23 protein-coding genes and 1 other RNA gene are annotated in these 17,529 nt (G+C 48.9%); 6 read left to right on the forward strand and 18 right to left on the reverse strand.

All coding sequences use genetic code 11. The annotated features are described in order from the left end of the window. The first annotated feature begins 174 nt into the window (after window positions 1–174). Window positions 175–789: a YagU family protein gene (locus tag EO763_RS02440; RefSeq protein WP_161527976.1), complete on the forward strand. Its 615-nt coding sequence runs from the start codon at window positions 175–177 to the stop codon at window positions 787–789. A 208-nt stretch (window positions 790–997) separates the two neighbouring features. Here the strand turns inward: EO763_RS02440 and EO763_RS23485 are convergent, their stop codons facing one another. From EO763_RS23485 to EO763_RS02470, 7 genes are all read right to left on the reverse strand, one after another. Then, on the reverse strand, window positions 998–1,267 hold the full coding sequence (locus EO763_RS23485) for a hypothetical protein (protein ID WP_244322105.1): 270 nt from the start codon (window positions 1,265–1,267) through the stop codon (window positions 998–1,000). After that, window positions 1,216–1,458, reverse strand: coding sequence for a DUF4265 domain-containing protein (locus tag EO763_RS23490; protein WP_244322044.1), 243 nt, complete (start codon window positions 1,456–1,458; stop codon window positions 1,216–1,218). The genes EO763_RS23485 and EO763_RS23490 overlap by 52 nt, the downstream gene beginning before the upstream one ends. Window positions 1,459–1,573: 115 nt before the next feature. Next, the gene (locus EO763_RS02450) at window positions 1,574–1,960 is read right to left on the reverse strand and encodes an Imm10 family immunity protein (RefSeq protein ID WP_161527977.1); all 387 of its coding nucleotides are present in this window, start codon (window positions 1,958–1,960) and stop codon (window positions 1,574–1,576) included. A gap of 151 nt (window positions 1,961–2,111) precedes the next feature. Continuing rightward, complete coding sequence (locus EO763_RS02455; protein WP_161527978.1) at window positions 2,112–2,489, reverse strand: hypothetical protein; 378 nt, start codon at window positions 2,487–2,489, stop codon at window positions 2,112–2,114. 52 nt (window positions 2,490–2,541) lie between these two features. Next, window positions 2,542–2,943 (reverse strand): hypothetical protein, encoded by a 402-nt coding sequence (locus EO763_RS02460; RefSeq protein WP_244322045.1) that lies wholly within the window; start codon window positions 2,941–2,943, stop codon window positions 2,542–2,544. A gap of 71 nt (window positions 2,944–3,014) precedes the next feature. Next, a complete protein-coding gene (locus EO763_RS02465) occupies window positions 3,015–3,317 on the reverse strand; it encodes a DUF2750 domain-containing protein (protein ID WP_161527980.1) in 303 nt (100 codons plus the stop codon). 141 nt (window positions 3,318–3,458) lie between these two features. Then, window positions 3,459–3,659, reverse strand: coding sequence for a hypothetical protein (locus EO763_RS02470; RefSeq protein ID WP_161527981.1), 201 nt, complete (start codon window positions 3,657–3,659; stop codon window positions 3,459–3,461). Between the two features lie 238 nt (window positions 3,660–3,897). Here EO763_RS02470 and EO763_RS02475 point away from each other — a divergent pair, with 238 nt between their 5' ends. Together EO763_RS02475 and EO763_RS02480 are read left to right on the forward strand one after the other, a co-directional pair. Then, complete coding sequence (locus EO763_RS02475) at window positions 3,898–4,404, forward strand: TIGR00645 family protein (protein WP_010285299.1); 507 nt, start codon at window positions 3,898–3,900, stop codon at window positions 4,402–4,404. Window positions 4,405–4,498: 94 nt separating this feature from the next. Next, a complete protein-coding gene (locus EO763_RS02480) occupies window positions 4,499–5,536 on the forward strand; it encodes an NADP-dependent oxidoreductase (RefSeq protein ID WP_161527982.1) in 1,038 nt (345 codons plus the stop codon). A 50-nt stretch (window positions 5,537–5,586) separates the two neighbouring features. On the opposite strand, the gene EO763_RS02485 is transcribed toward EO763_RS02480, so the two are convergent. From EO763_RS02485 to EO763_RS02525, 9 genes are all read right to left on the reverse strand, one after another. Next, window positions 5,587–5,889, reverse strand: a complete 303-nt coding sequence (locus EO763_RS02485; protein WP_161527983.1) for a DUF2645 family protein — start codon at window positions 5,887–5,889, stop codon at window positions 5,587–5,589. A gap of 148 nt (window positions 5,890–6,037) precedes the next feature. Beyond that, window positions 6,038–6,340 (reverse strand): DUF2645 family protein, encoded by a 303-nt coding sequence (locus EO763_RS02490; RefSeq protein ID WP_161527984.1) that lies wholly within the window; start codon window positions 6,338–6,340, stop codon window positions 6,038–6,040. Window positions 6,341–6,368: 28 nt separating this feature from the next. Further along, window positions 6,369–7,115 carry a hypothetical protein gene (locus EO763_RS02495; protein ID WP_161527985.1) on the reverse strand — a complete coding sequence of 249 codons (747 nt, stop codon included), beginning with the start codon at window positions 7,113–7,115 and terminating at the stop codon, window positions 6,369–6,371. A 6-nt stretch (window positions 7,116–7,121) separates the two neighbouring features. After that, on the reverse strand, window positions 7,122–7,601 hold the full coding sequence (locus EO763_RS02500) for an Hcp family type VI secretion system effector (RefSeq protein ID WP_161527986.1): 480 nt from the start codon (window positions 7,599–7,601) through the stop codon (window positions 7,122–7,124). 347 nt (window positions 7,602–7,948) lie between these two features. After that, entirely contained in the window at window positions 7,949–8,377 is a 429-nt protein-coding gene (locus EO763_RS02505; RefSeq protein WP_161527987.1) for a hypothetical protein, read from the reverse strand. 473 nt (window positions 8,378–8,850) lie between these two features. Then, window positions 8,851–10,062, reverse strand: coding sequence for an FAD-dependent 2-octaprenylphenol hydroxylase (gene ubiI / locus EO763_RS02510; RefSeq protein ID WP_161527988.1), 1,212 nt, complete (start codon window positions 10,060–10,062; stop codon window positions 8,851–8,853). A 27-nt stretch (window positions 10,063–10,089) separates the two neighbouring features. Next, window positions 10,090–11,268 (reverse strand): 2-octaprenyl-6-methoxyphenyl hydroxylase, encoded by a 1,179-nt coding sequence (ubiH, locus tag EO763_RS02515; RefSeq protein ID WP_161527989.1) that lies wholly within the window; start codon window positions 11,266–11,268, stop codon window positions 10,090–10,092. Window positions 11,269–11,313: 45 nt separating this feature from the next. Then, window positions 11,314–12,639 (reverse strand): Xaa-Pro aminopeptidase, encoded by a 1,326-nt coding sequence (gene pepP / locus EO763_RS02520; protein ID WP_161527990.1) that lies wholly within the window; start codon window positions 12,637–12,639, stop codon window positions 11,314–11,316. 74 nt (window positions 12,640–12,713) lie between these two features. Then, a complete protein-coding gene (locus tag EO763_RS02525; protein ID WP_010296270.1) occupies window positions 12,714–13,301 on the reverse strand; it encodes a YecA/YgfB family protein in 588 nt (195 codons plus the stop codon). A 192-nt stretch (window positions 13,302–13,493) separates the two neighbouring features. On the opposite strand from EO763_RS02525, the gene zapA reads away from it, so the two are divergent. The 3 genes from zapA (at window position 13,494) to EO763_RS02540 (ending at window position 14,768) form a co-directional block, all read left to right on the forward strand. Continuing rightward, entirely contained in the window at window positions 13,494–13,823 is a 330-nt protein-coding gene (zapA, locus tag EO763_RS02530; protein WP_010284667.1) for a cell division protein ZapA, read from the forward strand. Between the two features lie 74 nt (window positions 13,824–13,897). Next, window positions 13,898–14,081: non-coding RNA, 6S RNA (gene ssrS / locus EO763_RS02535), on the forward strand. A 39-nt stretch (window positions 14,082–14,120) separates the two neighbouring features. Beyond that, window positions 14,121–14,768, forward strand: a complete 648-nt coding sequence (locus EO763_RS02540; RefSeq protein ID WP_161527991.1) for a 5-formyltetrahydrofolate cyclo-ligase — start codon at window positions 14,121–14,123, stop codon at window positions 14,766–14,768. Here EO763_RS02540 and nadR read toward each other — a convergent pair. Both nadR and radA read right to left on the reverse strand, forming a co-directional pair. Then, window positions 14,765–16,018, reverse strand: a complete 1,254-nt coding sequence (gene nadR / locus EO763_RS02545; protein ID WP_161527992.1) for a multifunctional transcriptional regulator/nicotinamide-nucleotide adenylyltransferase/ribosylnicotinamide kinase NadR — start codon at window positions 16,016–16,018, stop codon at window positions 14,765–14,767. The genes EO763_RS02540 and nadR overlap by 4 nt on opposite strands. 116 nt (window positions 16,019–16,134) lie before the next feature. After that, window positions 16,135–17,517, reverse strand: a complete 1,383-nt coding sequence (gene radA / locus EO763_RS02550) for a DNA repair protein RadA (RefSeq protein ID WP_161527993.1) — start codon at window positions 17,515–17,517, stop codon at window positions 16,135–16,137. Window positions 17,518–17,529: the final 12 nt, after the last annotated feature.

The raw sequence follows: 17,529 nt of genomic DNA on the forward strand, positions 1-17,529 counted from the left end.
AAATTTTACAAAAAATAAACGCATGATTTCTTATTTTTATTTTTATAAAATTTAAAACTGCGTTCCTAATAACAAAATATACTAGAGAGATTGTTCGATATATCAATTAACCTCTTTATAAGTACGTGATGTCTATGTAAGACTATAACCTTTAATGGTTAGATTGGTAAAAAAATGAACTTTTTTGAACAAACACCTCCCTCTCGGAGACGCTATGGATTAGCTGCTTTTATTGGTTTGATTGCAGGTATTGTTTCATCTTTCGTAAAATGGGGCGCAGAAAATCCGCTTCCTCCACGTAGCCCTACTGATATGTTTAGCGGTGCTTGTGCACCTGAGTCACTGATTAGAGCGGCCGAAAACATTGATTGCTCTCGTAATTTTCTTAATCCTCCCTACATCTTTTTACGCGATTGGCTTGGGGTTGTTGACCCTAATGCGGCGGTTTATACCTTTGCCGGCCACGTATTCAATTGGGTTGGTGTAACGCACATTATTTTCTCTATTGTTTTTGCTTTAGGTTACTGCGTTGTTGCAGAAGTATTTCCTAAAATAAAATTATGGCAAGGTCTGTTGGCTGGTGCGCTGGCTCAATTATTTGTCCATATGATTTCATTCCCATTAATGGGCCTCACGCCGTCTCTGTTTGTTCTCCCTTGGTATGAACATGTATCAGAAATCGTAGGTCACCTCATTTGGTTCTGGTCTATTGAAATTATTCGTCGTGATTTACGTAATCGTATGACCCACGAACCTGATCCAGAAGTCCCTTTGAATGCTTCACGATAGGCTGTGATTTTATTTTAGATAATGTGAAATATTGGGATGCTTATTATTTCAGTATCACACTATTAATGAATCGTGAAAAAATTAGCCGTAAACATTGAAGCCCATTCCAGAACGCCTTGAGGATCTCTCAGGGCGTTTTTGCTTTCCTGGAAAAATGCCGCTGATCTTAACCATGAACGTTTTCACTTGAGGGCTAGTCGATGGGCGCTTAACTATCCAGCCACCAATTTAAAAGCGTTTCGTCTTCATCGTCATCAATATTCTTATAAATGTTCGCGAAGTACCATTGAACCCCTGTTTTTTCGCGAAAGGTATCGAAAACGTCGGCAATCTTATCCATCCCGTTTCTGGCAGGAACGGCCAACGTCAAGTTTCCTTGATATACACCGGCTAAGGTTCCATTTAATTGGCTAACCACATCATGCTCTAAACGGGTAATGTCTTCGGGGGAAGGTAATCGGCATAGATGTGAATGCAAAAATTACCGCCTCTTTGCAACACTTCAGGATGGGCATGTTTATCGTTAATTCGGAAGATATCCCCGCGTGCTAAATTTAACGCAAGGCTGGGAGAAGACAGCAATTCGTAAGTGTCCTTCTCGATTTCTCGGACAGGCAGCACTTCAAAGGTTGGCCCATCGTTATCTGCTACGTATACATGAACTAACATAGGTGAGTGATTGCCACTATCTGAGTCAGTGAAGTAAAATGATGCTCGATGTTAGCCAAAACGTACGCTCTCTATCTTGTTTTCCGCGCGCCGTTTTATGCATTGAGGACTGTTGCTATGACCGAGAGACGCGTGTTGGCGTATTGATAAATATTTTCCGAAGCGAGGATTCAATGTTGTCAATGGCTCCCAACTGAGGCGAAATCTCTATCTCAATCGTTTCTATTTCTTTGCGCCAGCTCGTCGTGCCTGAGCACGTAAAAATGATTTTGTTTGTCGTAACCAAAACAGCATCAATACCGCCATATCCAGCTACGCCTGGATTGCCAATCTCAACATAATAAGTATCTTGGCCCAGTTCTTCATCTTGCTCGTCAGGTTCTTCCGCCCGTTGCAAAATGAGGAAATGTTGTGGGTCATCTTCATTATCTGCGAATCCAACCGTCAAAATGCCCTCTTCAGAGGACGCATTATAATAGGCTGCCGGAAATCTGACGCTCATGGTTTTCTCCTGCTGTCTTCTCTATGAGAACTTAACCTTTATCTCTCATCAACATTGCGTTTGGCGATTCTGATGACACCTTCATCCGTATCCGACCTATCATATTCATTTTGTTGGAGCTTATCACGCTGGGGGCACGTTCCTGACAACGTCAGAGCGGATTGAGTAACGTATTGAGGCGAAAAACCTCGTTGAGTTCGACTTCACTCTCCGCATCCCCATCTTCAAAGCATTTGAAAGGTTTCCCGCTTAGGGTTTCTCGCACGAGCGCGTAAATATCGACAGATTTAACGTTAACCTGAAGCCACAGCGAGCCATCGTCCTCATCGATCAGACGGAGGTCATATCCAGTGTGATTGTTTAGGGATTTGTCTTTCAAATAGACATCACCGTTTTCGGCACGAATGCAGGTTTCACTGTGCTCAATAGCGCGGATGACATCTTGGGCTGCCGAGGCATCATCAAAGACTAACTTGTACTCATAGCTCATGTTTTGATTGACCTGCTCACTGGTTTTCAACCTCTTCATCCGAACGACATCTCAATGTTTTTCTAATATTGAGCACTGCATTTCTTTTCATCTAACGCTCAGGTAGGTCGATGTTATTTTTAGACAGAATCAAGGCTATCTTCGTAACAAACTCAGTTGGAAGCGTTGTTGGTGCCCCGTACATATCCACGATTCCGACCTCCACTACGACATCAACAAGATAAGAGAATGTTTCAATATCCTGTGGTGAGATCGATAGGATCAGATTCTGTGGTATATCATCTCCCCGGCCATTTAGCGGCAGCAACGCGCCTTTCCTTTCCCATTCAACCAGACTGCCACTCTCTGGATAACGATTAAGATGAGCTATCAACGCATCGATCGATGGGTGTTGAATTAATTTTGCGTTGCAATAGGCCTGTAAACAGGCAGACGCATAGCGTTGCAACTCTCTTGGGGAAAGCCTGGCTATTTCGTTAAAAAACGCTGACATCCTCATTTCCCTTTGCTCATTTCCACAAGATTCAAATAAATGTCTCTCGGGATAAATTGTAAACTGAACGGTCATTCATATTGTTCACGTTCTTCTTTAATGGCATGCAGTAAGGCTGTTGGGGGAATGAAAAAGCCGTGTTCACTTGGCGTGGGGAAAATTTGACATATTCTACCGTCGCTCTGCATTCCAGGGAGCCAGTGTGATAGGAATTCGTTTAACTCAATGGCTTTTGCTGTGAATCCCGCCCATCCCTCATTAAATAATCCCCAGACCATTTCAAAATCAGTAATCTTACGGATAAAGTAATCACACCTTTCTTGTGAGTCTAAACGATAAATATTTTCAATTTTTTTAGGGTGCGCGCTCGTCATTATTTAAATAATATCCTCATCGGAATGCCACCGCGTTGTCCCACAAAACGATGTTTTCAGCGAAAGCCCTGTCTGTTCTCAGAGCAGTCAGTTCGTTCACATACAGTGGATCATTTTTTATCTTTTCTTCGTCATCATCACTCAAAATGACCGCTTTTCCTTCCTTCTCGTTGAGTAAAAATTGGGTTGAGCCGCCATGTAATCATAAACATCAATAATCGACGATTCTGCGGCTTCTAGGCTTGCCTTTCCTTCGGAAAAAACCATCAGGAAATCTGAAAAGGCATACAGATACAGATTTTTTAAAATCTCTTCGCTATTCGCATCCTGTTCATCCACCACGCTAACCTCTATAGGAAGGTGAAAAAGGGTGAACCTTCAGATGTGCGCCACGAGCGGCAGGAGGACGGCATCGGTTTGAAGGTGAGTGCAGGCCGGATCACAAAACGCGGAAATCCTCGCTGAGGGCACGACAGGGCAGAGCATTCTGTAAATGGTGTATTCTGCTCAAGAATTGATTAACACCACAGCAGGACTTTTCGCTATTATTTCCTTCTTTTCCACCTGTATATAGTGAGTTATGGAACGTTTTATTGAGAATCTGATGTACTCATCGCGCTGGCTGCTTGCCCCTGTTTACCTCGGGCTATCGCTGGGTTTGCTGGCGCTGGCGATCAAATTTTTCCAGGAAGTGTTCCACGTCCTGCCCAATATCCTGGATATCGCTGAAGCAGATTTGGTGCTGGTGCTGCTGTCACTGATCGATATGACGCTGGTCGGCGGATTACTGGTGATGGTGATGCTGTCCGGTTACGAGAACTTTGTCTCGGCGCTGGATATCTCCAAAGGCAGAGAAAAGCTGAACTGGCTCGGTAAGATGGACTCCGGCTCGCTGAAAAATAAAGTTGCCGCCTCGATTGTCGCTATCTCGTCGATCCATCTGCTGCGTGTGTTCATGGATGCCCGTAATATTCCGGATAACAAGCTGATGTGGTACGTGATTATCCATTTGACGTTTGTGCTGTCTGCACTTGTCATGGGGTATCTGGATCGCATGTCGCGTTACGAAAAAAGCAAAACGGCATAATGAACGCCGCACGGTTTGCGTAGCCAGATGAAAGAACAGATCCTATTGTTAACGAAGTGATTTTATCAACACGCTTTGTTTAACGGAGGATATTATGCCGCAAACCGATCAAATTAACCGCCGTGTTGTTCTGGCTCAGCGCCCGCACGGCGCGCCAACACAAGAGACTTTCCGTCTGGAACAGCAACCTGTCCCACAGGTCGATTCAGGGTATATCCTGCTGCGTACGGTGTTCCTTTCCCTTGACCCTTATATGCGTGGCCGCATGAGCGATGCCCCTTCTTATGCTAAACCCGTCGAACTGAATGACGTGATGGTCGGCGGGACAATCAGCCGCGTGGTGGCGTCAAAACACCCGGATTATCAGACTGGCGATTGGGTGCTGTCCTTCAGCGGCTGGCAGGATTATTCGATTTCTGACGGCAAAGGATTAACGAATCTGGGTCAGTCGCCGACAAATCCTTCCTACGCGTTGGGGGTGCTGGGTATGCCGGGCTTCACCGCCTATATGGGCCTGACGGATATCGGCCAGCCTAAAGCGGGTGAAACGCTGGTGGTGGCCGCCGCGACTGGCCCAGTCGGCGCGACGGTTGGGCAACTCGGTAAATTAAAAGGCTGTCGGGTGGTTGGCGTGGCGGGTGGCGCAGAGAAATGTCGCTACGCGGTTGAGGTGCTGGGGTTTGATGCTTGCCTCGACCACCGGGCGGATGATTTTGCAGAACAGCTGAAACAGGCCTGCCCGCAGGGAATCGATATCTACTTTGAAAACGTTGGCGGAAAAGTCTTTGACGCCGTGCTGCCGCTGCTGAACACCTCGGCGCGTATTCCGGTGTGCGGACTCGTCTCTGGCTACAATGCCACAGGGTTACCGGATGGGCCAGATCGCCTACCGCTGCTGATGGGGACTATCCTGAAGAAACGTATTCGGATGCAGGGATTCATTATCTTTGATGATTATGGTCATCGCTTCGATGAATTCTGGAAGGATGTGTCGCCGTGGGTGGAGGAAGGTAAGATCAAATATCGGGAAGAGATCGTCGACGGGTTGGAAAATGCCCCAGAGGCCTTTATCGGCCTGCTGCACGGCCGAAACTTCGGTAAGTTAGTGGTCAGAGTCGGGCCAGATGCCTGATACACCAGACTCGCCGCTGCGGCGGCGAGTTTTGCACTCGACAGAGTATGTTACCAGTATGGGCAGATAGTCACGCGTGTATAGAAACTGCCTGAGTAATACATGAGAATAACAAGGTAGGTAATTATTCTTGGTGGTGTTCGTTTAACCAAAAGAAAAGGGATAGACAAAGGGATGATAATGAAATTTGAAAAACTGTCAGCATAGCTTCTCGGATTTTCACAAAAATTTTTAAGTGAGCTGTCACCAAATAACCATTCATATTCGATTGATGAAAAAGCATGAATTAAAAAAAGACATAGGACAGAATAAGCATAAAAATAGATGTTATATATGTGATTTTTACTAATCATGCTTTCAAATTCCTTTTTTAATTTTGATGGTAAATGAATTTACATTTTTAATGGATGAGATATCAATCGTTTTATCTTTTTCATTTTTTACATTAGCCTCGTTGTCGTCTTTTTTCTTTATTCAACCCGTCTATTTCATAGAGATAGTCTAATTTGGACAAAGACTGATTCGTGTATAAAAACGGTATGAATGATACCCGAGGATGATAAGATAAGTAATGATTCTAGGCAGGCTTCTTTTAAAAAGAAAAAAAGGGATAGATAAAGGAACAATAATGATACTGAAAAAACCATCAGCATCGGCTTCCGGCACTTCACAGAAATTTGCAACTGCGTCGCCATCTATCATCCATTCATATTCAGTGGTAGAAAAAGCATTGATTAAAAAAAGGCATAACGCAGAATAGGCATAAAAATAGACATGATAGAGGAATTTTTTTGCTTGTGACATTGATATTTCTCCTGGCTGCATGTTTATCCTACGGTCTTTGCATAACAGTCGTATTGCTATAAAGCAGTTTTGTTACTTTTTCACGATGACTTAGCATCGATCTACCGTACGATGTCCAATCCCTTTCTGTCTTAGCACTTTTTTCTGCATTTATCGATCGAATAAAATCACTGCGGCTGCGTTCAATACCTCTGTTGTAGCGCGAACCTGCAAGGATGAATTGCTCATCGGTTAGGTTCAAAGTATCAGTACCGGGATAGTCATAATTTATTAACTCATAAAGGTGGCGTGCGACCATCGTAAGATTAAAATTATCTTTATTTAGACAAATGGAGATGTACGTTGCTTCAGCATTTTTCAATTCACTGGGATTCTTGCCAAAAATTTCGGCAACCACTCTAATTTGCATCGCGATAATGCCTATTGATGTTTTCTCTGGAGGTGGCGTAACAGTATCTTGGTTTGCCCAGTCACTATAGGTATGCTTAGACTGCCTGTAAAATAAAACTGGGAATTTAACATAATCAACCATACCTCCGGCTTCGGAACGGGCAACCAAGGCAAGGAGAGTTGCTGGTATTTTATATTGTCGAGCAATCTCTTTTATTTTCTCTTTGTGGAAAATAATATAACTATCCTTGTATTTATTTAAATAATCATCACCGCCAAATGTTTTCCACCAAACGAAGTCAATAGGTGACCAGCGTGGGTAGTTCTTTCCCCAATCGGAAAAGCTAAGGTCGCATTCGTTGATAATTTCATTGAGTTTATTCATGGTTTATCAGTACATATTTTCAGTTAATATGCTGTATCCCGATGTACCCGCGATATTGTGCTGGCAGGTAATGCTTTCATAACGCAGGCTCAGGGTTTCAAACGGTTGCATGTCGTTATGCGTCAATGAATTGGGATTCTGATTAGAGAGGTTGACAATAGAGGCATCTCTTAATGTGATTGTCATGTAGTTCTCTTGCGTCCCGCTGGCGGAGGTGCGGTAATATCTCAACTCAACTTCCAGCAGTTCATTATTAGCGATGCTGGTTAGGACTAACGGTGTAGACTTATCAACGACTTTGGTCACGGAAAAGGGATGATGATTGACGTGTCGATCTCTTGATAGGTCATAATTCGTTGCATAAACAAAAATTTCATCCTCGTGACCAGCTATATGTTTATTTCCTACGGAGTCGATACTTAAACACCCTTCAGAGATCAGCCCCTGAATTTTTCCGGTGATCTTCATGAAAATAGAATTAGCCATTTGTGTAACTCCCTGTTAAAAAATCCTTATTGGGAACGTTATAACGTAAATCTTTATTGAACAAAAGAGGAACGCGACTATTTAATAAGAAATATGATTCCTGTCAGAAAAACATCCTTTCCAAAAAAAATATAATTAATTGTTTTTTTTGATAAAATACTATGCAGAATGAAGTTTATTTATTAGCCAGCTAATTATATTTTAATGATAATTTTATTATACCCAATAAACCTCAAGGTGTAGGTTTGAGCATCTGAGGGCGATCGAGGGTTCTAAGCCAAAGGCAGCTAGAACGCAAATGTAATCATTTTTAAGCCATTATTCCATGCACTCAATTATAGTATTAATTAACGTTGCTCTTTGGATAAATCCAACATTAGACATTCGATTTTTTTCATCGTTACCCTATCTTTCTCTTTTGTTTTAATGATCTGAAAATATTCATCGAATGATGGATAATTACCTAAGGAAAAATCATCAACTAATGGGATTCCAGTACTGTTAACATAATCGAGTAGCTCATCGTAAGCCTCATTAATGTTATCTAGATCGCATAAATATATTGTACTTATCTGAGGGGTTGCCTCATCACTCGGCCCATAAGAAAAATAATAATTATTTGACAGCCTCGGCACGTCCCTGATTTCTTTATAGGTTAATGTATAGTACTTAAAAATGTCTTTTTCCGTATAAACGGTATAAGGAACGATGATAAGCCATCCCCAAAAAAACAGCAGGGAAGATAATGAAATGAAGATGGTTAAGATCGTTTTCATACGATGAAAACGGCTTTCTCGTGACCAGATATATGTTTATTTCCTACGGAGTCGATACTTAAACACCCTTCAGAGATCAGTCCCTGAATCTTTCCGGTGATCTTCATGAAAATAGAATTAGCCATTCGTGTAACTCCCTGTTAAAAAATCCTTGTTGGGAACGTTATAACGTAAATCTTTATTGAACAAAAGAAGAACTCGACTATTTAATAATAAATATGACTCCTGTCAGAAAAATATTCTTTCCAAAACTCTATAATGGATTGTTTTTAATGGTAAATGATTATGTGGGATAAAATTTATTTATTATCCTGCTAATTATATTTGAGTGATGGTTTATTGTGTGAATAAAAAAGAGCAGTGGCTAAAATAATAAGAAATATGGTTGACGAAGTTAGTGATTTAATTAAAAAGAAAGCGTTATTGATAACTCGCCGCTTAAGCGGCGAGCTTTATTATCTATTCTGGTTTTATTATTTTCCGACGCTAAGCCAGTCTGGCAGATCGTGTAATCCCATTGCCTGACGTACCAGCGTGGGTTTAATGCCGGGCAATTTATCCGCTAGAACCAGACCGACATCACGCAGCAGCTTTTTCGCCGGATTGTCACCGTCAAACAGTTCACGGAACCCCTGCATGCTGGCGAGCATCACCGCGGCACTATGTTTGCGGCGACGTTCATAGCGTCGCAGATAAAGGTGTTGGCCGATGTCTTTTCCCTGCGCCTGTAAGCGCTTCACTTCCGCAATCAGTTCGGCGACATCCATAAAGCCCAGATTGACACCTTGCCCTGCCAGCGGATGAATGGTGTGCGCCGCGTCGCCGACCAGCACCAGCCGGTGTGCCGCAAAACTGCGAGCGTAGCGCCCGGTCAAAGGGAAAGTCTGGCGCTCGCTTTCCAGCTCACACAGCCCCAAACGCATATCAAACGCCATCGCGACCTGACGATTGAACTCGTCGGCAGACAAGCTCTGCATCGCCTGAGCCTGTTCCGGTGAAAGCGACCAGACAATCGAACAAAGGTGAGGCTCGTCCAGCGGCAGGAACGCCAGAATACCGTCGCCGTGAAACGTCTGACGCGCGACAGATTGATGGGGGTGTTCAGTACGAATAGTGGCGACCAACGCGTGATGGCCGTAGTCCCAAAAGGTCAGCGGAATATCCGCATGCTGGCGCAGCCACGAATGGGCGCCGTCCGCAGCGACGACCAGCCGGGCGGTCAGCATGCTGTCATCCTGCAGCGTAATGAAGGCTTCGTTCTCGCCCCAGGCAACCTGTTTTAACGATGCGGGGGAGAGCAGGGTGATGTCGCTTAACTGAGAGGCGCGTTGCCACAGTACCTGCTGAATCACCGGGTTTTCAATGATATGCCCAAGATGGGAAAAGCCGAATTCTTCGCCGCTAAAGCTGATTTTACCGAAGCTGTCTTTGTCCCACACCTGCATATCGTTGTAAGGACTAACGCGTTGCGTCACGAGGTTTTCCCAGACGCCGATATGGCGCAGGAGGCATTCGCTGGCGGCATTAATGGCGGAGACGCGCAGGGCATGGTCTTTCCCAAGCGGCTGAGGTTCGGCCGCCTGTTTCTCCAGCACGGCGATACGCAGGCCGCTGCCCTGTAAGCCGCAGGCTAGCGCCAGACCGACCATACCGCCACCGGCAATAACCACGTCGAATGATTGCATTTCCGTATTTCCTGTTGGCGAGCTTAATTAACGTTCTACCCAGCCCAGCGTGCGACGAGCAAAGGCGTCGCGCATCAGTGGTAGGTTATTCATGGCGATCAGTCCCAGATTGCGGCTGACGGTCAGTGCGGCATAGCGGTTGGCGAATAGCCTGACCAGTCCATCGGTGATCGCCACCGTGGTGTATTGGTCGGGCTCGCGCCGCTGTTGGTAGCGGCTTAGCACGCTGTACTGGCCTATATCCTGCTGTTTTTTCGCTGCATCGACGAGGGTTTCCGCCAGCGACATGACATCGCGAATCCCCAGATTAAAGCCCTGTCCGGCAATCGGGTGCAACGTTTGCGCGGCGTTACCCACCAGCGCCAGCCGATGGCTAATATGCTGGCTGGCCGTGAGTAAGCGCAGCGGATAGCTGTGGCGTTCGCCGATGTGGGTGAACGGCCCCAGACGCCAGCCAAAAGCCTGCTGTAGCTGCTGGCGAAAGTCGGCTTCGCTCCAGCCATCGACCTCATGTTGACGGTGTTTATCATGGCACCAGACGAGTGAACTGCGACCGTTACTCATCGGCAAGAGCGCCAGCGGGCCGTGCGGAGTAAACCGCTCGAACGCGCGTCCGCGATGGGGTTCTGCGGTTGTTACATTGGCGATCGTCGCAATCTGATCATAATCATGCTGCTGCCATTGAATGCCGCAGGACTGCGACAGCATGGAGCGCGAACCGTCGGCGGCGACCAGCAGTTGGCCTGTTAGCTCGGTGCCGTCGTCCAGCGTTAGCGTCGCATTATCCTGCGTCCGCGTGACGGCAACGACTTTGGCCGGGCAATGCAGACGCACGCCCGGAGCCTGTTGCAGCAGGGAAAACAGGCGTTGCCCGACGTCGTGCAGTTCAACCACATGGCCTAATGCCTGAACGTGATAGTCCGAGGCCTTCAGATTCACCACGCTGGCGTGCCCGCGTTCGCTGACATGAATGTCGGTTATCGCCGTTGCGTTAGCCGACAGCGCTTGCCAGATGCCTAACGCTGCTAGCTGCTGGCGAGTGCCATCAGACAGCGCGAGGGCGCGTGCGTCAAAACCCGGATGTTCCTTGTCGAGTGGCGAGTGCGCCTCGATAAGATCGACCGGGATTGCGCCTTGCGAAAGCCGCGATATCGCCAGCGCCAGCGTTGCGCCTGCCATCCCGCCACCGACAATCATGACCGCCATGCTGTTGTCCTTTGCAATTATGTCGTTGCCCTTTGAAAGCGCTGCTTAGCGTTGCTTATCATGCTGCTGCGCCATGAGCGCTTCGATGGCATCAGCGTCTTTGATTACGCCCGCCGTCAGGTTTTCATTGCCGCTTTCGGTGATCACGATGTTATCTTCGATACGTACGCCGATTCCCCGGTACTGCTGCGGCACTTTGGCATCAGGTGCGATGTAAAGACCCGGCTCGATGGTCAGTACCATACCCGGTTCAAGCGGACGGCCCCGATCGGTGGTGCCGTAGTTACCCACGTCGTGCACGTCCAGACCCAGCCAGTGGCTGAGGCCGTGCATGAAGAACTGGCGATGTGCCTGCTCGGCAATCAGCTCTTCCACGTCACCTTTCAGCACGCCGAGCTTGATAAGCCCGCTGACCATGATGCGTACCACTTCTTCGTTCACTTCACGGATGCTACGACCTGGGCCAAACAGTTCCAGTGCGCGCAGCTGTGAGCGCAGTACGATGTCGTAAATGGCACGCTGCGGCGCGGTAAATTTGCCGTTGACGGGGAAGGTGCGGGTAATGTCGCCAGCATAGCTTTTGTATTCACAGCCAGCGTCAATCAGCACCAGATCGCCGTCGCGCATTTGTGTTTCATTTTCGGTGTAATGCAGGATGCAGGCGTTATCACCGCTGCCGACGATGGTGTTGTAAGAAGGATAACGCGCACCGTGACGGGTAAATTCGTGGTGAATTTCGCCTTCAAGCTGATATTCATACATGCCGGGACGGCATTTTTGCATGGCGCGGGTGTGGGCCAGCGCGGTAATTTCACAGGCGCGGCGCATCACGCTAATTTCTTCCGGTGATTTGAACAGGCGCATCTCATGCACCCACGGACGCCAGTCTGTCAGCGTAGCCGGGGCAGCAAAGCCCTGACGGGAGCCGTTGCGCAAGGTGTCCAGCGCAGCGAAGACCAGTTTGTCGGCATAATCGTACTGCCCTTGCGCGTGGTACACCACGTCCAGCCCATTCAATAATAGATGCAGCTGTGCGCCGATTTCGCCAAACGGCAGCGCACGGTCAACGCCGAGTTTAGCGGGGGCTGCTTCCTGACCGAGACGACGACCAAACCAGATTTCGGCTGTCAGATCGCGTACGCGGTTGAAGATCACGCTGTGATGATGTTTGGCATCGCTTTTCACCAGCAGCAGAACGGCTTCTGGTTCGTTAAATCCCGTGAAATACCAGAAATCGCTATTTTGACGATAAGGATAGTCACTGTCGGCATTGCGCTGTGCTTCCGGCGCGGCAAAAATAATCGCCGCGCTGCCCGGTGCCATTTTTTCCAACAGACCCTGACGACGACGAAGAAATTCTTGTGGATTCATCACCTGCTCCTGAAAATAGTCCGTGCGGTTGCCTTTCCCTTCCGCTCTGAATGAGGCATGCCTTTCGACGTTATTTAGTGCAGCGTTGGTTTCTGCTGTTCGGGCGCAGTCACAACGCGTTGGCTGGTAAATTCGGTATGACACAAAATGGCAGAAACGCGAACATACTCAATCACTTCTTCCAGTGATTGCTCTAGTTCTTCCTGGTCTTCATCTTCGTCGTAGCCCAGTTGTGCGATGTTGCGTAAATCTTCGATAGCTTCTTTCAGCTCGCCTTTGGCTTTGTTCAACTGTGGCTGAGCCACGCCCAGCCCGAGCAGGAAGTGGTTGACCCAGCCTGCCAGCGCGTCGGCGCGATCGAAAACGCTTACATCATCCTGCGAGTCGTCTGGCAGGAAAAGCTGGAACAGAAAGCCATCATCTTCCAGCGCTTCACGCGTGGCCTGATACAGCTCCTGAAGCGGCTGCGACAGCGTTTGGGTAAACGCCATGCCTTCGTTAGTCAGTTCAAAAACCAGCGTTCTCCAACTGTCGTCATGGTTTCCACCACACAGCATCCCACTGATCAAACCGTGCATTTCTGCTGCGGTCAGCGCGACCTGCTGTTGGTGAAGCAGTTGGTCAAGGCCTTCATAGGCAGGAAACGTATTCTCTATAGACATGCGGATTCGTCATCGTTGGCTGGATGGGTTCGTGCTATGCTACCACCAAGCTCCCTTTCGATTCCAGAAAGGGCTTGTATCTTAGATCTCGGCTATATATAGTTGCGCCCGCTTTAACGAGCCCGATGTAACGGGTAATGCTCATGCTATGTGGCACGCGGGCGTAAGAACGACAAAAGGCAGGAAGGTGGTATGTCTGCACAACCAGTAGATATTCAAATTTTTGGCCGTTCGTTAAGAGTAAATTGCCCGCCAGAACAACAGGATGCGTTGAATCAGGCGGCGGAAGATCTTAACCAGCGGTTGCAAGATCTTAAAGTTCGCACTAGAGTCACAAACACTGAGCAACTGGTGTTTATTGCCGCGCTGAATGTGTGCCATGAGTTGGCGCAGGAGCGGGGTAAGACGCGTGATTATGCGTCGAATATGGAACAACGTATTCGTATGTTGCAGCAAACCATCGAACAGGCGTTGCTGGAGCAAGGCAAGATCACTGAACGTCAGGGTGCACAATTTGAATAACGTCGTATTTTGACAAAAGTACGGTGTTTTTACGCGAGAAGACGTGCTAAGGTTTATCGCGAGTAACGAATAAAATTTCTCTGAGATGTTTGTCAGCGGGCCAGTCCCCTGAGCCGATATTTCATACCAACAGAATGTAATGCTCTGCGGTTGGTGAGCACGCTCGGTTCGTCCGAGAAGCCTTAAGACTGCGACGTTATGTTCACCTTGAACCAAGGGTTCAAGGGTTACAGCCTGCGGCGGCATCTCGGAGATTCCCTTTCTTTTATCATTTTTGACCCGTGGCGAATGCAGCCCATGTCATCTTCTGATTCATCTTCATCGGCACTTCCCGATACTTTACTTTCTTCTACGGCAGCATCGCGTCAGCAGATTCGTCAGGCTGTACGTCAGCAGCGTCGTTTACTGACGCCAGAGCAGCAGTCGCGCTTTGCGCAGCAGGCGAGTGAGCGCGTCATGGCGCACCCGAAAATCATACAGGCAGAGAGTGTGGCGGTATTTCTGTCATTTGATGGCGAACTGGATACGCACCCGCTGATTCAACAGCTGTGGCTGCAGGGGAAGCGCGTTTATTTGCCGGTTCTGCATCCGTTTCGTACTGGGTATCTGTTGTTCCTGCGCTATGCACCGGACACCAAACTGGTACGCAATCGTCTGAAGATTATGGAGCCGTGTCTGGATATTCGCCATGTGCTGCCGTTACCGCAGTTGGACGTCCTGCTGACGCCGCTGGTGGCGTTTGATCATCAGGGACAGCGGCTGGGGATGGGGGGCGGGTTTTACGACCGTACGTTGCAGTATCGCAACCAGATGTCTCGCGGGCCTTACCCGATCGGTCTGGCCCACGATTGTCAGCAGGTTGATGCACTGCCAGTGGAAAGTTGGGATATTCCGCTGCCAGAAATTATTACCCCCTCCCGCCATTGGCAGTGGAAAACACGCTAGCTTTTGATCGGTTCGGGCACCCGATCGTGGCCCAACATCTGCTGTACCAATTCCACACAGTGCAGGAAGCGCGAATCGTAGTCCGACTCTTTGATGTAAACGTACGGGATATTATTGTTAGCCAGCATCGTTTTCAGCAGCTCCTGAAACTCCGAGCGGGCGGTGGTGCTGCCTAAGCTACGCAACCCATCGGCGACCCACGGCGTGTTGTTTTCCAGCAAAATCACCAGATCGAAACGGTATTCATCGATCAGCGCCTGAACGAACGGGTGCTCACGACCCTCGTATTTCTTGCAAAACGCCTGCGTGGTGACGAAATCGGTATCGATGAAGGCCACTTTATTGGCATATTTCACTGCAAAATCAATGTACTGTGCCTGACCCAGCGCGATTTTATCGTAGTCGGAATATTGCAGCGCCATCTCGTCACCGCCCAAATGGGAGAACACGTAATCGCGGCCATACTCCCAGGCGCTGGTGGTATTGAAGATATTCGCCAACTTGTTCACCAGCGTGGACTTACCGCTGGATTCGCCGCCAAGAATGGCAACGGTACGCACAAAGAACGGCTTCACTTCGGTCGGGATATAGTCCCAGTAGCGGAAGGGATCGTGGCGAATCTGCGAACCGCTGATGTTCATAAAGGAGCGCTGCGGGTCGATCAGGACGGATTCAATGCCCAGTTGCTCGCGGTATTGCGCGGCATCCTGTTCTTCGCTGGTGTAGACGAAATTCGGCGTGATGCTTTTTTCCTGCATGAACGCCTGAATCCCTTTGCTCCACACATCCCAGCCGTGCGGGTAAGGCTCCATTCCTTGCTCATTGAAGGCGTGAATATGAATGTTTTTCTGATACTTAAAGGTCTGCAATAGCCAGCGCAGGCGGTCGCTGACGGTGGGCTGCTGTGACATCGAGCTGTTCTCAAACAGCAGGCGGTCACGCGGTTCGTCGTAACCTAAAATCACATGCAGTTCATCGACCTGGCTACAGGCACGCTGAATAAGATAAATGTGGCCAGTGTGTAGCGGATAGAACTTGCCGAAGACGACACCAATGCTCTTTTCGTAGCGCGGGAATTCCAGTTCAAGAAAGCGATGCAGCGCTTCCAGTTTCTGGGCGCTAGGGCTTTTTATTTTGGCATTAAGTAATTGACTGAGATAGCCTTTGGTCATATCGGTCGCGTCGGCAACCTGCTGTAGGGTGCAACCCTTCTGCCGGATGGCGGATTTCAGGTAATCAAATGATGACATGGTGCAGTACTCTTGTTTAGTTTACTAAACAAAATACCACAGAACAGGGCAACATCCGCTACTCTTTCCCCTGTTTAGCTCAGGATGGAAGGGGCGGATGGCCTTCTGCGGTCCGTTTAGAGATCGTCGAGGATCGCTAGCGCGTCGGCTAGCTTTTTCACGCCGAACACCTGCATGCTGGCAGGGATTTTCTTCGGCATATTGGCATGAGGAACGATGGCGCGTTTGAAACCGTGTTTGGCGGCTTCGGTAATCCGCTCTTGTCCGCTGGGAACCGGGCGGATTTCGCCCGCCAGACCGACTTCACCGAAGATGACTAGATCTTGTGGCAGCGGGCGGTCGCGGAAGCTGGAGACCAGCGATAGCAGCAGCGCCAGGTCGGCACTGGTTTCGGTGACTTTCACGCCGCCGACGACATTCACGAACACATCCTGATCCGACATCTGCAAGCCGCCGTGGCGATGCAGCACCGCCAGCAGGATGGCTAATCGGTTTTGCTCCAGCCCGACCGCCACGCGACGCGGGTTGGCCATCATCGATTGATCCACCAGCGCCTGAATCTCGACCAGCAGCGGACGTGTGCCTTCCCACACCACCATGACCGAACTGCCGGACGTGATTTCGTCCCCGCGGCTGAGGAAAATCGCCGACGGATTGCTGATCTCGCGTAGACCTTGTTCCGTCATCGCGAACACGCCCAGCTCGTTAACGGCGCCGAAACGGTTTTTATGGCTGCGCAGCGTGCGGAAGCGGGAATCGGCATCGCCATCCAGCAGCACGGAGCAGTCGATGCAGTGTTCCAAGACTTTCGGCCCGGCGAGCGAACCGTCTTTGGTGACATGGCCGACCATGACGATAGCAACGCCACGCGTTTTGGCGAAGCGCGTCAGGTAGGCGGCGGTTTCACGCACCTGCGCCACGCTGCCGGGAGACGATTGAATATCGGCGAGATGCATGACCTGAATGGAGTCGATCACCATCAGTTTCGGCTGTTCCTGCTCGGCAATCAGGCAAATCTGTTCGATGCTGGTTTCCGACAGCATGTTGAGGTTCTGAGCCGGCAGATTGAGGCGGTGTGCCCGCATTGCCACCTGCTGTAGTGATTCTTCACCGGTGACGTACAGGGTTTTCATGTTCTCTGACAGCTTGCAGAGCGTTTGCAGCAGCAGGGTACTTTTACCTGCGCCGGGGTTACCGCCGATCAGAATGGCGCTGCCCGGAACAACACCGCCGCCCAGAACGCGGTCAAACTCCTGAAAGCCGGTAGAAAAGCGAGGCAGTGCTTCAAGACTGATTTCCGAGAGCTTCTGTACCCGGCTGACGCCAGCGCTTTCGCCTGCATAGCCAGTGAGACGGTCAGAACGTGACACGGACGCCGAGGCCAGGCGGACTTCGGTAATGGTATTCCAGGCATGGCAGGCGCTACATTGCCCTTGCCAGCGCGGGTAGTCAGCCCCGCATTCATTACATACAAACGCCCGTTTGACGGCTTTTGCCACGTCTCACCTCCT

Origin of the sequence: Pectobacterium odoriferum, from assembly GCF_009931295.1 — a bacterium.
GTDB classification, from domain to species: Bacteria; Pseudomonadota; Gammaproteobacteria; order Enterobacterales; family Enterobacteriaceae; genus Pectobacterium; species Pectobacterium odoriferum.

Excerpts from the sequence above, each read along its gene's own strand:
- EO763_RS02525 (WP_010296270.1), bottom strand. The coding sequence starts at position 13,301 with ATGTCTATAGAGAATACGTTTCCTGCCTATGAAGGCCTTGACCAACTG.
- EO763_RS02490 (WP_161527984.1), bottom strand. The coding sequence starts at position 6,340 with ATGTCACAAGCAAAAAAATTCCTCTATCATGTCTATTTTTATGCCTAT.
- EO763_RS02450 (WP_161527977.1), bottom strand. The coding sequence starts at position 1,960 with ATGAGCGTCAGATTTCCGGCAGCCTATTATAATGCGTCCTCTGAAGAG.
- nadR (WP_161527992.1), bottom strand. The coding sequence starts at position 16,018 with ATGTCATCATTTGATTACCTGAAATCCGCCATCCGGCAGAAGGGTTGC.
- EO763_RS02540 (WP_161527991.1), top strand. The coding sequence starts at position 14,121 with ATGTCATCTTCTGATTCATCTTCATCGGCACTTCCCGATACTTTACTT.
- ubiH (WP_161527989.1), bottom strand. The coding sequence starts at position 11,268 with ATGGCGGTCATGATTGTCGGTGGCGGGATGGCAGGCGCAACGCTGGCG.
- EO763_RS02465 (WP_161527980.1), bottom strand. The coding sequence starts at position 3,317 with ATGACGAGCGCGCACCCTAAAAAAATTGAAAATATTTATCGTTTAGAC.
- EO763_RS02500 (WP_161527986.1), bottom strand. The coding sequence starts at position 7,601 with ATGGCTAATTCTATTTTCATGAAGATCACCGGAAAAATTCAGGGGCTG.
- ubiI (WP_161527988.1), bottom strand. The coding sequence starts at position 10,062 with ATGCAATCATTCGACGTGGTTATTGCCGGTGGCGGTATGGTCGGTCTG.
- EO763_RS02495 (WP_161527985.1), bottom strand. The coding sequence starts at position 7,115 with ATGAATAAACTCAATGAAATTATCAACGAATGCGACCTTAGCTTTTCC.
- EO763_RS02505 (WP_161527987.1), bottom strand. The coding sequence starts at position 8,377 with ATGAAAACGATCTTAACCATCTTCATTTCATTATCTTCCCTGCTGTTT.
- zapA (WP_010284667.1), top strand. The coding sequence starts at position 13,494 with ATGTCTGCACAACCAGTAGATATTCAAATTTTTGGCCGTTCGTTAAGA.
- EO763_RS02440 (WP_161527976.1), top strand. The coding sequence starts at position 175 with ATGAACTTTTTTGAACAAACACCTCCCTCTCGGAGACGCTATGGATTA.
- pepP (WP_161527990.1), bottom strand. The coding sequence starts at position 12,639 with ATGAATCCACAAGAATTTCTTCGTCGTCGTCAGGGTCTGTTGGAAAAA.
- EO763_RS23490 (WP_244322044.1), bottom strand. The coding sequence starts at position 1,458 with ATGTTAGTTCATGTATACGTAGCAGATAACGATGGGCCAACCTTTGAA.
- EO763_RS02475 (WP_010285299.1), top strand. The coding sequence starts at position 3,898 with ATGGAACGTTTTATTGAGAATCTGATGTACTCATCGCGCTGGCTGCTT.
- EO763_RS02455 (WP_161527978.1), bottom strand. The coding sequence starts at position 2,489 with ATGAAGAGGTTGAAAACCAGTGAGCAGGTCAATCAAAACATGAGCTAT.
- EO763_RS02480 (WP_161527982.1), top strand. The coding sequence starts at position 4,499 with ATGCCGCAAACCGATCAAATTAACCGCCGTGTTGTTCTGGCTCAGCGC.
- EO763_RS02460 (WP_244322045.1), bottom strand. The coding sequence starts at position 2,943 with ATGTCAGCGTTTTTTAACGAAATAGCCAGGCTTTCCCCAAGAGAGTTG.
- EO763_RS02485 (WP_161527983.1), bottom strand. The coding sequence starts at position 5,889 with ATGATTAGTAAAAATCACATATATAACATCTATTTTTATGCTTATTCT.